Origin of the sequence: Roseivirga seohaensis (assembly GCF_001592945.1) — a bacterium.
GTDB lineage: Bacteria > Bacteroidota > Bacteroidia > Cytophagales > Cyclobacteriaceae > Roseivirga > Roseivirga seohaensis.
Window position 1 is genome coordinate 42,886 of record NZ_LRPB01000047.1, and the last position, 12,669, is coordinate 55,554.

Sequence of the window (12,669 nt, forward strand, 5' to 3'; positions counted from 1 at the left end):
TATTTCAGCAGAAGCCAAAGGCTTTAGATGAACCATGAATAAGAACTTTTGGAGGGTTCCGCTTCTATTACAGTATGCCTCAGTGTTTATGGCTTAAAAACGACACGAATAATCTCAGTCGAAGCTTTTGAAGCTCCGTTTTCATCCGTAGCTGCTTGCCAAGCTGGTCCTTCTTTGATTAATCGGATAGCTTCTGTATCGAAAGCCGTACCTAAGCTTTTCTTGATTTCGAAATTACTTAAGGAGCCGTCTGCATTAATAGTGAACTCCACCCGAACCGTACCTCTGGTTTTCGACTCATTTTCAGGGTAAATGATACTCTTTTCTAAGTAATCCTTGTATTCAGACATTCCCATTACAGGCACTGCTTTTTGGTTAGCACGAGCTTGACTAGTGACAATCATTTCAGCCAGGTCCGTGGCATCAGCTTGCATTCTAATAGTATCATTCATTTTAGAAAGGTCACTTATCTTAAACTCCTGACTAACATAACCTAAATAGCGAACCAAGTAAGTTGCAGAAGTGTCGACTGAAATTTCTGCTTTGCCTTGAATATTTGTGGCTGTTCCCTGTGTCGTGTTTTTGATAAAAACAGAGACTTGAGGCAGGGGCGAGAGGTCACTAGCGTCAACAATTGTTAATGAGATTTTCGGTCCATCAATCTTAACCCCTGCTGCTCGGCTTTGCAGCATGCTTTGAACATCCATTGTTCTGGCCATTTGAGCTTCATTTTTTTCTTCGACCAGCGTTTTAGCCGTTTCCATTCTAACAGCCTCTTCCATTTTTGCTTTTGCAGCTTTGTTTTCTGTCGCTTCTGAAAGGGCTTTTAAATCAATGCTTTCCTTTTCTTCCTCAATTTCAATGATCATTTCAGCCAATTCTTCATCATCGGCAATCGGGGCGAGCATCATTGTTTTGGGTTTGGTATCGGTATTTGAAGCAGTGAGTTTTGGCTTCTCCAGTTGGTCTGGATTGATCAATTCAAGGCTGTCCGTGCTTGGTCTGGCCTCAGTTTCGACTTCCTTTTTTGCTGTGAATTCTTCAGGTGCTTCATCTTTATTCTGTAGCCAGAAAAAGACAAAAGAAGCCGTAATTAAAATCAATAAAGTAGCGGCTAATCTTCTGGTGATTGTCCAAAAGCCAATGCTGTTCTTTTCTTCCAGTCTTTCGTCTAGTCGGCTTTCAAGCTTGGCTAAGTCTGCACTTAGCTCCGTGTCGCTAATTTGTTCCCAGCCTTCTAGTGCATCGACATAGAATGGATCTTCCAACATCAGTTTTTCTACTTGATGTTGTTGCTCAGCATTCAAAAGTCCTTTTTTATAGGCTTCCAATATTGCTGGGGTCAATTGTTCAATATGGTTATGCTTCTTGTTCACGAAGATTTTCTACACATATTTTTAAATTTCTACGTCCGTTCTGAATGTAGCTTTTTACTTTCTTCAAGTCAAAACCTGTTAGTTCTACCACCTCTAGGTAACTCTTCTTTTCAATGTAGAAGAACTGCACACAGACTTTTTGTTCCTCATTCAGTTTGCCAATACAGTCTTCCAATTTGGTCAAATCACTTTCCAATGCATTCGCTTCGGTATCATGATGCACAGCCAATGCAATTTCCATAACGGCTTCTCCATTTTCTACAGAATGCCCTTGCGACTTCTGTTTTCTGAGCAGCATTAAGCATTCATTTTTAGTGAGCACATAGAGCCAGCTTTTAAAATTTTCTACTTTTTGATTTTGTAATTGCGACAGCAATTTTTCAAAAACCTGCATCACCATGTCTTGGGCGGCATCGCGGTCTTTCAAATACTTCAAACAAACTCCATACACAAAACTCATGTATCGTTTATACAGCTCCCCAAGCCACCTATTGTCCTGATTTTCTTGATAAGCGAAAATCAGCTCTAGGTCAGTTTTTTGGGCGATATCAGTTCGTTTTTTCGAGAACAACGGATTATAAATGAATTTTTTTTTCTCTGCTTTTATGGAATCTTCAAAAGCCGTGCATCTCAAGGTTAAAGAATTTTTTACATAAACCTTTTAGCGATGAAGAAATTAATAATATTAATGATGCTGTTCACTGGTATTTTCCATAACAGCCAAGCCAAAGATTTTCAAAATCAAGTTACGGGCATTGTGAAAAGTGCCGACAATAATCTTCCGCTATCTCAAGTATCAGTATTGATTAAGGGGACTTCCAAAGGTGTTTCTACGGATGCCAATGGCAAGTACAGCATCACCGTACCGAACAATGAAACGGTATTGATTTTCAGATACCTAGGCTACATTACCCAAGAAGTGAAAGTAGGAAAGCAATCGGTAATCAATGTTAGCCTTCAAGTAGATGCTCAGGAAATGGGGGAAATTATTGTAACCGCAATGAATAAGCGAAACCAAAGCCAGAAAAGTTTAGCATTTGAAATAGTGGCGGATGAGCAAGAAATCGATATCTCTTCCCAAATGTTTATGCAGCCCGAGAATAATTTCTCTACAGCTTACCAGTATCCGCAAGAATTAAGTCAAGAAGATTATGCTGAAATAAAAGAAAACGGCTTCAATACGCCATGGAAGAACCCTTTTTCCACTTTCTCAATTGATGTAGATGCGGCTTCATATAGCAATGTGCGCAGGTTTATTAATAGTGGAAAAATGCCTCCAAAGGATGCTGTGAAAATTGAAGAAATGATTAACTACTTCAATTATGACTATGAAGGGCCTAAAGGTAAACATCCGTTTGCGGTACAGCATGAAGTATCCGATGCGCCATGGAATACCCAACACAAACTCGTTCATATTGGAATTCAGGGTGAAAAGATTGAAGTGGATAAATTACCACCTGCCAACCTTGTTTTCTTGGTTGATGTGTCAGGCTCGATGGGCGCGGATAATAAATTGCCTTTGCTCAAAAAATCATTAAAGCTTTTGGTGAATCAAATGCGCGATGAAGACCATGTGGCCATTGTGGTTTATGCTGGCGCAGCAGGAGAGGTGCTACCTTCTACTTCGGGTAAAGAGAAAAGCAAGATTATTGAAGCTTTGGATAAACTGAATGCAGGTGGCTCAACGGCTGGTGGTGCAGGTATTGAACTGGCTTACAAAATCGCAAAACAGAATTTTTTGAAAGAAGGAAATAACCGAGTGATATTGGCCACTGATGGAGACTTTAATGTAGGTGCATCGAGCAATAAAGCCATGGAAGACTTGATTGAAGAAAAGCGTAATGAAGGTGTTTTCTTAACGGTTTTAGGCTACGGAATGGGTAATTACAAAGATTCTAAAATGGAGCTTTTGGCCGACAAAGGAAATGGTAACCATGCCTACATAGATAATATTTTAGAAGCCAAGAAAGTATTGGTGAACGAGTTTGGTGGAACGCTTTTCACCATTGCTAAAGATGTCAAAATTCAGGTAGAATTTAACCCTGCCACGGTACAAGCTTATCGTTTGATTGGTTATGAAAACAGAAAACTGAATGATGAGGACTTCAATAATGACAAGAAGGATGCTGGCGAATTAGGCGCTGGCCATACGGTTACGGCTTTATATGAAATTATTCCAGTAGGGGTAAACAGTCAGTTCAAGCCATTGGACGACTTGAAATATCAGAATACCGAAGTGAAGAAAACCACAGGGAACACCACAGATTTAATGACGGTGAAACTTCGATATAAAAAGCCTGATGGAGATACCAGTATTTTGCTGCAACAAGTAATTAAGAATGAATCCGTGAAATTGGTCGATAGCTCCGAAAACTTCCGTTGGTCGGCTACAGTAGCAGGTTTCGGAATGATGCTTCGCAATTCAGAATACAAAAACAACCTTACTTTTAATGCGGTCATTGAATTAGCCAAAGGAGCTAAGGGCCTAGACCAAGAAGGCTATCGTGCTGAGTTTATCAGGTTGGTTGAAATGGCAGGCTTATTCTAAGTAAAAACGTAGCTAAAAGGTTTCGCTAAGTAAAAGACCTGCCAGGTTTCCAAAATCTGACAGGTCTTTTTGATTCTTCCCGAATTTTCTATTTAGAGCCATGAACAGACAGCTGCATTAGTTTATCTCGTCCTTACAGGACTTTCTTGAATATAGAGTCGAGTTTTCCAAAGGGTTACACCCTTCATTTTGGTATTTCGCCCTTTCAGGGCTAAACGCAGCAGAATGTTTTTGTAAATGTAGAGCCCCATCGGGGCGGCATATTTGTAGCATGGAGAAACATATACGGTACATTAAGCCCCAGTGGGACGACACCTTTGTAGCCCCAACGGGGCGGAATATCATAGGAATGGGCGCAGCCCATTCCATGATCATTATAAAGTAAATCCAGCCCTGAAGGGGCGTAATATCTTAAGGTTTGTGGTATTTGAAATATATCAAAGTACCAATAGCCTGCGTTAAGTCATCCCGTAGGCTCCGAGACTTCGGAATTTTTCAGAAACACAGAAAGGCTTGACTTGTGGAACGTGAAAAGATTCCTATGGAATGACGCTCCGAAAGGGCTTCATCTAGCCGCCATTGCGAACCTGCCATAGTTCTTTTAAGTTTGGGTGCTTACGTGAAGCAATCTCTTTTTTTAGGTAACGATTGCTAGAGATTGCTTCGTCATAAGCTGTTGCTGATGCAACGCTTATTTCTCGCAATGACCTAACCGAGAGGGTTAACGTGTCATAAGAATATTATCTAATTCATTGTTCATTTATGTTATTCATTACTTTGAACATATCGCTTCTAGAGAACTCAAACTGTGCTAAGTTTCTTTCAATAGATCGCTCAGTATCGTATAAGTATTTTAGCGTGTTTCCGAGGCTATTAGATAACCCAGTATCAGTGAACTTTAGCCTGCCAATAATCTCATCTAGTTGTTGAGCCGTAAGTTTGTTTTGTATAATTTCTTCCAATGCTAATTTAGCAACAGAAGACATGTGATATTCTCCCATATAATGTTTTCCGTCTTTCTGAAAGTATAGATTGAAACTCACCTCGTCATCTAAGGAAGCTAAACAAACATAAAATGAAAACCAATTTTCGAAATTAGGAGGTAGTTCGTCCTGAGATAATTTTAATGCCATAGTCAATTCAACTTAACTCTTTCAAAATAATTTTTTCCGCTTACTTCGATATTAATATAAACTAATTAGAATTTCTTTTCGAGGTTTTGGATAAATGAAATACCGCTTCACACGCCACTAATAAAATTCCACCCCGCAAAAACCTTGAGATAGTTTTACCTTGAGCCATTGATAAATAAACAAAATCCTTTCTCAATGAAGCTCGGAAATCTATTTACACTTTTATTCTTATGTCTGTGTGTCGCTTCGGCCACAGCGCAAACCGACCTTTCCTTATTCAAATCCATGGAACCACGTTCTATCGGTCCGGCAGGAATGTCGGGTAGGGTCACTTCAATCGATGTAGTTCGGTCGAACAAAAACATTATTTATGCAGGAACTGCCTCTGGTGGTTTATGGAAATCTACCAGCCAAGGCACCTTATGGGAACCGATTTTCGATGATCAGGATGTTGCCTCCATCGGAGTGGTGACCATCGATCCATCTAACCCGAGTGTAATTTGGGTAGGTACGGGCGAAGGAAACCCTCGTAACTCCATCAACTCTGGTTATGGAGTGTACCGTAGTTTAGATGCTGGCCGCACATGGGAGCATATGGGCTTAGAAAAAACCAGTAATATCCATCGCCTTATTGTTCACCCTAACGACCCGAATACCATTTGGGTAGGCGCAATCGGTTCTCCTTGGGGCGAACACGAAGAACGCGGTGTTTTTAAATCTACCGATGGCGGAAAAAACTGGAAGAAAGTACTTTATGGAGGTCCGGGTGCGGGTATTGCCGATATGGTTATCGACCCTACTAATCCTAATAAAATAGTAGCAGCCATGTGGGAACATCGCAGGTGGCCTTGGTTCTTCAATTCTGGCGGTCCAGCTTCGGGTATATACATTACCTACGATGGTGGTGAAACCTGGAAAAGAAAGACTGCGGAGCATGGTTTGCCGAAGGGCGATTTAGGTCGAATAGGTTTGGCTATTGCGCCTTCTATGCCCGATAGAATTTATGCTTGGGTGGAATCAAAAGAAAATGCTATTTACCGATCAGACGATGGGGGAGAAAGATGGTATAGAATTTCTAACAAGAACGATAGAGGCATCGGTAGCCGTCCGTTTTACTATGCTGATATTTATGTAGATCCGCAGAACGAAAACAGAGTTTACTCTCTGCATACGCAAGTTACTTCCAGTGAAGATGGTGGTAAAAGCTTCCAAAACTTTGTGAATTCAGGCATTATCCATGTCGATCACCATGCTTGGTATGTGCACCCAGACGATCCCGACTTCTTGATTTTGGGGAATGACGGTGGTTTAGTTTTGAGCACCGACCGTGGTGGCAGATGGCAATATTCTGAAAACTTACCAATTGGGCAGTTCTACCATGTGAATTACGATATGGAATACCCATACAATGTAATGGGCGGAATGCAAGATAATGGCGCATGGTTAGGGCCAAGCCAGTTGTTGAAAAACGGAGGCATTAGAAACGGTTATTGGGAAAGAATTGTAGGTGGCGATGGCTTTGATGTGGTGCCAGACCCTACTGATTTTCGCTATGGTTATTCATTGAGTCAGGGCGCTAACATTCAGCGGTACGATAGGGTAACGGGTGAAATGGTGGGCATTAGACCGGAACATCCTAATGGCGTTGAATTACGCTGGAATTGGAATGCAGGGGTAAATGTGAATCCGATCGATAAAAAGACAGTATATATCGGAGCGCAATTCCTTTTCAAGTCTACCGATAATGGTAGAAATTGGGAAATCATTTCTCCAGATTTGACCACCAACAATCCTGAAAAGCAAAAGCAAATTGATACAGGAGGCTTGAATTATGACAATACGGGTGCAGAAATGCATACTACAATTACCGTGATTGAGCCGAGCCCATTAAAGCAAGGTGTGATTTGGGTAGGTACCGATGACGGTAACGTTCAATTGACGCAAGATGGCGGTGGAAAATGGGAGAACAGCGCAGGAAAGTTTGAGGGTTTGCCAGATGCCACTTGGGTACAGCAAATCAAGCCAAGTACTTATGACCCAGCTACAGCCGTAGTGGTTTTTGATGACCACAGAAGAAACAACTGGGAGCCTTATGTTTACCAAACAACCAACTACGGAAAATCATGGAAGCGTATTGTGAAGAAGGATGCTGTATTCGGTTTTGCACTTTCGTTTGTACAAGACCCGATTGAGCCGAACTTGATGTTTTTAGGTACTGAAGGAGGTCTTTACGTGAGTATGGATGGTTCTGCTACTTGGGCCAAATGGACGCACGGTTACCCAACCGTGCCAACCATGGATCTTCAAATTCACCCAAGAGAGCATGATTTGATCATCGGTACTTTTGGTAGAGCACTTTGGATTTTGGACGATATCCGTCCGCTTCGCGAAGCGACTAAAATGGGCATGAAAAAGCTGATGGCAGAAAACCTTCATGTTTTCCCAATTCCAGATGCTACCAATGCTATCATTGGTCAGTACATGGGGTATAGAAGTACGGGTGACGGACTTTTCATGGGTGATAATAAGCCTTTTAGTGCAGCCATAAGCTACTATGCTAAAGAGGCAGGTCGTGTAAAAGTTGAAATCTCTGATGCACAAGGTAAAGTGGTAAGAACCCTTTACGAGTCTGCGGACAAAGGTTTGAACCGTATGTATTGGGGTTTTGAAGGCGATGGTGTTCGTCAGCCAGGTTCAGGCCCAAGCAGGGAAGGCGCTGCACCACCACGGGGTTACGATGTATTGCCGGGTACATATACCGTTAAAATGACAAAGGGGAATACTTCAAGTAGTCAAACAATTAAAGTATTGAAAGACCCGCGTACTCCTGAATGGGACATGAACGAGATTGAGGCAAAGCAGCAGTTTATTCAAGAATACTATGACTTCTTGGCGCCTGTTACCGAAGCCATTGATCGTTTGCAAGCCGCTACGAAAAGCGTTGGTTTGATAGATGGTTTTGCCGATGATAATGCAGCCTTGAAAGCAAAGAATGCTGAAATCAAGAAAAAGCTAACGGCTTTGAACCGATTGATTTACGCTGAAAGCACGCAGGGTTCACGAAATGACAAGAGCGTTCTCTCAAGTTATTTAGGAACTATAAGAGGTAAAATGGGTGGGAGTTATGATCCAGTAACGCAGGGCATGCGCTTTGCTTTGGCCAATGCCGAAAAGAAAGCCAATGAGGTAATTGGAGAAATCAATGCTTTCTTCAAAACTGATTGGCCAGCTTATAAAGCTTATGTAGACGGACTTAAACTAGAGTTACTACCAGGCTTTTAAGCCTACATGTATTTTAAGAATTAAAAACCCAAGGCAGCAATGCTTTGGGTTTTTTGCTTTACAGCATAAGAATGAAACCGTTAAAACAGTTGGTGTCAGCTTGTTCATTTATTGCCCACGGTTTCAACCGTGGGCTATTTGTGTAAAAGGTACCTAGTGATGTTATTAACCATTTAAACCTGAAACCAGTCGAGCATGCTGCTCTGAATAGGCTGAAATTGACCGTCATCCTGAACTTGTTTCAGGATCCGCTTGCTATGAGACTTAGTAAATAAGGTAACTCAAGAACAGAGTCCTAGGTTAAAGTAGTCACAGGTTCGGAGAACCTGCGACAGTGGGTAATGGCACTTACATGTTTTATTATCTCGTCCCTACAGGACTTATGTGAGTCGTAGTCTTGACTACCGAAGGGCTGCACCCTTCATTTTGATATTACGCCCTTACAGGGCTAAGAGAAGTAGAATGCTTGAGTAAAAGCAAAACCCCAGCGGGGTGGCCCCTTTGTAGCATAAAGAAATACCCATTCTACATTACGCCCCGCTGGGGCGACACCTTTGTAGACCCCAGCGGGGCGTAATACCATAGGAATGGGCACAGCCCATTCCTATGGTATTAAAATTAATCAAGCCCTGAAGGGGCGCAATAACCTTTTGGTACAGTTAACCTTGATCTAAGGAAAGTGAAAAGATTTCTCCGCAAGCTGCGAAATGACGGCTCGAAATAGGGCAGAGGTTTAAGTAATCAGTGAGATTGCTTCACTTATGCTTCTTCACTTCGTTAAGCATTGGCAGGTTCGCAATGACAGTTAAGTTGGCGTTTGTGGCGCGAATGTTTGGGTTTTGCGGTGAGCCATCGGTCACGGTCATTGCGAGGCACGAAGCAATCTTTATTTAAAGTTGGCTCGGCAGAGCTGAATACGCATTGCATACATTGTATATACTCTTTGTGAAACTCCGCGCCCTTTGCGGTTAATAATCAGTGAGATTGCTTCACGTATGCTCTATCACTACGAAGAACTTTGGCAGGTTCGCAATGACTGTTAAGTTGACTTTTGGGTGAGCAATGGGGCACTCTTATTGGATTTTCTCAAGCGCCTTTAGCGTTCGTTTTCCTCTGGATTTAAAGCCAGAGGAACCATAAGGCATTTGGTCTTCAATCAGGATTTGAAGCTCGTCTTTCAACTCAGGTACTTTGTAAGTAATATTCAAAAGCACTGTCATGGAAAAGCATTTAATAGCTATGGCTTCACTTTTAGAAGCCAAATAGCCAAAGCAAATGTCGGCTACTTCACCCCAAAGGCTTTCTGGAATTTCGAGTTCCTGAAGCACACGGACGGTGTTGCGTTTAATGGAGTCATGTAAATTGGGTTGCTTAAGGTTGAACACCATTGCTTTCAAATGTGGTTTAAGCATTTCTACTTTCTTTCTACCAATTTCACCAACTACCCAAGCAGCCCTTTGCGTTACGCGATATTCATCGCTTAGGAATAAGTTCATCAGCGCATCAAACCGTTCCTGTTGTTCGGCAACATAAGAAACGATGAGGTTCGTATTCTCTTTGGAATGTTCCTTTAAAAGTTGTTTTCGAATGTCCATCATGACTTATACACCAAAATTAATCATCTTTAAATATCAATCATTTTTTTAGCCATGGATATACTACTTATTGTTTTAGGTGTCGTTTTTATGCTTGTGGGTGTTGCAGGCTGTTTTTTACCCATTCTACCTGGGCCACCTGTTAGTTTTCTTGGATTGCTTTTCCTCCATTTTACAGCTAGAACTGATATTCCAGAAGATACTTTATGGGCACTGGCTTTAATTACTGTTGCCGTTACGGTGCTAGATTACATTGTTCCCATTTATGGAACCAAGCGTTTTGGCGGAACCAAAAAAGGGGTGTGGGGGAGTACTATAGGTTTAATTATAGGCATGTTCTTTTTTCCTCCTTTTGGAATTATTATCGGTCCGCTGTTGGGTGCTTTTGTTGGCGAAATGAGCGCTGGGCAAGATACTAATAAGGCCATGCGCTCTGCACTGGGCTCGTTTCTTGGTTTTTTGGCAGGCACACTGCTTAAGCTTATCGCTTGTTTTGTAATGGCCTATTACTTCATTATCTATTTATTCTAAGCTGTTTTTGTTCAGGTCGTTAAGCTAGAGTATTATATATATTAATAAAATTTAATATGTTAATATTAAGATATAATTATCTTTCAGCATGTTTGGTTTTTATCTTTTAGTTGAAGAGGGTAGGAAACAAAACAGCCTGAAAACACATTGATTTTCAGGCTGTTGGTTAGGGTGTTGTTGGTGCTATTATTTTTCTGGTGTACCGATGGTTACTTCAGTTTCTATATAACCACCTCGTGTGGAAAGGATTTTCACTTTTGCTTTAGCGCCCTTGATTTTGTTCAGTTTAATTTCAAAAGTAGCTTCTTGGCTTTGGCCTGGCAGCGTTCTGTCCATATACTGAGTTTTGTCAGATAGAGTAGGATTAATGATTTGCACTTGAGCCTCATCTCCGCCTCGGGTTAGTTTCGAATCGAATTGTAACTGAACACGGTCTTCGCGTACAATTTTAACCAATTGCGCTTGTTTCAGTGCTGTTGGTAATTGGCCTGTATTTGTGAATTTTACCTTCACTATATAGGTGTCTTTGCCTTTGCTTTCTACACTTACATCGTTTAAAGTAATTTGTGGTAAATCCATGGCCATGGCTAAATTGAAGAGTGCTTGCTTTTTCGCCCAGTTTTCTAATTGCCAAGGCGGTCCGTTTTGACCAAAGAATTTAGGGTGAAAACCCCCAATTTCTGCTTTGCCTAATGTTGGATGATCGAAAGGTTCCCATTCTTTAAAACCACGACCTCCGTTTTCTTCATCGTCCCAACGCAGCCCATCATAATCGTCATAAATGCCATCGTTATCGTAATCTTTCATGGCACCATTGTTCCATAGCTCATCGCCATACCAGATTGCTCCGTAATAGAAGTACCCAAAATCAGGACCATGGCCGAACAGCGGACTAGGTTTTAATGGGTCGCCAGTAGAAGGGTTCACTTTGTAGCGTGTTGCATAAGTTTCATATACATCGCCAGCCCAAGGGTAGCCGGTAATGTCCATTCCAATTTGATCGTATTTTTTGTAGATGTCCAAATCTTCAGGATACATTCTTTCTTCACTTTTCGAAGTAGAAGGAGCTCTTAGGTGCATTGGCACTCGGGTGTCCATAGAGTTGGCTACTGAAATATTAGGGTGAGTAAGCATCCACATTACAATAGAGCGCGATTCTGGTTCGGACATGGGGAAAGCTCCGGCTCCATTTTGTGTATAGCCCCTGCCTGTTTCATCTTCACCCGTATCAGGTCGCCAGTTTTCAGGGTAGTTTCTATGAAGGTCTAATCCGCCAATGCCATCTTCATTAAAACGGCCGTCACCATCATTGTCGATTCCTTCGCTATAAACAAAGTAATCACCATTTTCTGAACGCTTCATTAAACGTCCTTTCGGGTCTCTTGGGTCAATAATATGTGTGCCTTTTTCCCCTTTTTTGGCTTTTACTCGAATCTGGTATATAATTCCGTCTCCGTCTAAATCTTCTTCATCGTCTTCATCTAGTAAACCATCTCTATCATTATCGTGTGGCCTTACCGTAGAACGGTTTCTTTGGGCAGTGTTTAAATACAGGTTCGAACCATCAGGATTGTTTTGTGGTCTCAGGTAAATCGCCTTAGTGTCGATCAGTTTGGTAATGGCGGGGTCGCTACCATAGTTTTCTAATAGGTGTTGAGTGAGCCAGAGAATGGATTCGCTACTGGTAATTTCTCCGCTATGGCGGCCACCTTCAAAGTAAGCGGCTGGTTTATCGGTGTCTTTGCCAGTTTTTTTATTGGTCAAGGTCATCTGTAAAATTGGTCGACCTTCAAAGCTGGTGCCTACCTGATACAAGTCTACAATGTCTGGATACTTTTCGGCCCATACTTTATACCAGTAATACATTACGTTTACGGTGTGGTAAGTGTCGAAGGTGAGCTGCTTCATTGGCTCGTATTGTACTTCAGGGTGTCTATACTGTTTAAAAAAACTAACACCGTGCCTTTCGCCTTTTACGGTGTATGTGGCGGTGTCTTTATCAGATTCGGGCCAAGTTATAGGGTTCAGTACTCTTACTTCTTGAGCAAAAAGCATAGGGGAGTAGAGCAACAAAAATAGTAGAATGTGTTTTCTATTCATTTTCTATATGGTTGTTTGAATTGGAAGATAGGAAGAAAATCAGATTGGTAGGCGTGCTATTATTGGAGTGGCTGGGAAGACCTTAATTCATTTATCGATGATTT

8 protein-coding genes are annotated in these 12,669 nt (G+C 41.6%); 3 read left to right on the forward strand and 5 right to left on the reverse strand.

All coding sequences use genetic code 11. The features are described 5' to 3' along the window. Nucleotides 1-86: 86 nt before the first annotated feature. Entirely contained in the window at nt 87-1,376 is a 1,290-nt protein-coding gene (locus tag AWW67_RS13650; protein WP_062302432.1) for a TonB family protein, read from the reverse strand. Next, nucleotides 1,360-2,010, reverse strand: coding sequence for an RNA polymerase sigma factor (locus AWW67_RS13655; RefSeq protein ID WP_260311458.1), 651 nt, complete (start codon nt 2,008-2,010; stop codon nt 1,360-1,362). Before AWW67_RS13655 ends, AWW67_RS13650 begins: the two co-directional genes overlap by 17 nt. Nucleotides 2,011-2,043: 33 nt before the next feature. Between AWW67_RS13655 and AWW67_RS13660 the strand changes: the two genes are divergently transcribed. Next, entirely contained in the window at nt 2,044-3,924 is a 1,881-nt protein-coding gene (locus AWW67_RS13660) for a YfbK domain-containing protein (RefSeq protein WP_062302433.1), read from the forward strand. A gap of 749 nt (nt 3,925-4,673) precedes the next feature. Here the strand turns inward: AWW67_RS13660 and AWW67_RS13665 are convergent. Continuing rightward, nucleotides 4,674-5,057, reverse strand: a complete 384-nt coding sequence (locus AWW67_RS13665; protein ID WP_062302434.1) for a hypothetical protein — start codon at nt 5,055-5,057, stop codon at nt 4,674-4,676. A gap of 195 nt (nt 5,058-5,252) precedes the next feature. On the opposite strand from AWW67_RS13665, the gene AWW67_RS13670 reads away from it, so the two are divergent. After that, nucleotides 5,253-8,339 carry a hypothetical protein gene (locus AWW67_RS13670; RefSeq protein WP_062302435.1) on the forward strand — a complete coding sequence of 1,029 codons (3,087 nt, stop codon included), beginning with the start codon at nt 5,253-5,255 and terminating at the stop codon, nt 8,337-8,339. Between the two features lie 1,073 nt (nt 8,340-9,412). On the opposite strand, the gene AWW67_RS13675 is transcribed toward AWW67_RS13670, so the two are convergent. Then, nucleotides 9,413-9,937 carry a HEAT-like fold family protein gene (locus tag AWW67_RS13675; RefSeq protein WP_260311459.1) on the reverse strand — a complete coding sequence of 175 codons (525 nt, stop codon included), beginning with the start codon at nt 9,935-9,937 and terminating at the stop codon, nt 9,413-9,415. Between the two features lie 51 nt (nt 9,938-9,988). On the opposite strand from AWW67_RS13675, the gene AWW67_RS13680 reads away from it, so the two are divergent. Further along, entirely contained in the window at nt 9,989-10,465 is a 477-nt protein-coding gene (locus AWW67_RS13680) for a DUF456 domain-containing protein (RefSeq protein ID WP_062302437.1), read from the forward strand. Nucleotides 10,466-10,651: 186 nt separating this feature from the next. Here the strand turns inward: AWW67_RS13680 and AWW67_RS13685 are convergent, their stop codons facing one another. Next, the gene (locus AWW67_RS13685) at nt 10,652-12,565 is read right to left on the reverse strand and encodes a M14 family metallopeptidase (protein ID WP_062302438.1); all 1,914 of its coding nucleotides are present in this window, start codon (nt 12,563-12,565) and stop codon (nt 10,652-10,654) included. Nucleotides 12,566-12,669: the final 104 nt, after the last annotated feature.

What these genes read in the sequence shown, in the direction of transcription:
- AWW67_RS13660 (WP_062302433.1), top strand. Translation starts at nt 2,044, where the DNA reads ATGAAGAAATTAATAATATTAATGATGCTGTTCACTGGTATTTTCCAT.
- AWW67_RS13665 (WP_062302434.1), bottom strand. Translation starts at nt 5,057, where the DNA reads ATGGCATTAAAATTATCTCAGGACGAACTACCTCCTAATTTCGAAAAT.
- AWW67_RS13670 (WP_062302435.1), top strand. Translation starts at nt 5,253, where the DNA reads ATGAAGCTCGGAAATCTATTTACACTTTTATTCTTATGTCTGTGTGTC.
- AWW67_RS13675 (WP_260311459.1), bottom strand. Translation starts at nt 9,937, where the DNA reads ATGATGGACATTCGAAAACAACTTTTAAAGGAACATTCCAAAGAGAAT.
- AWW67_RS13680 (WP_062302437.1), top strand. Translation starts at nt 9,989, where the DNA reads ATGGATATACTACTTATTGTTTTAGGTGTCGTTTTTATGCTTGTGGGT.
- AWW67_RS13685 (WP_062302438.1), bottom strand. Translation starts at nt 12,565, where the DNA reads ATGAATAGAAAACACATTCTACTATTTTTGTTGCTCTACTCCCCTATG.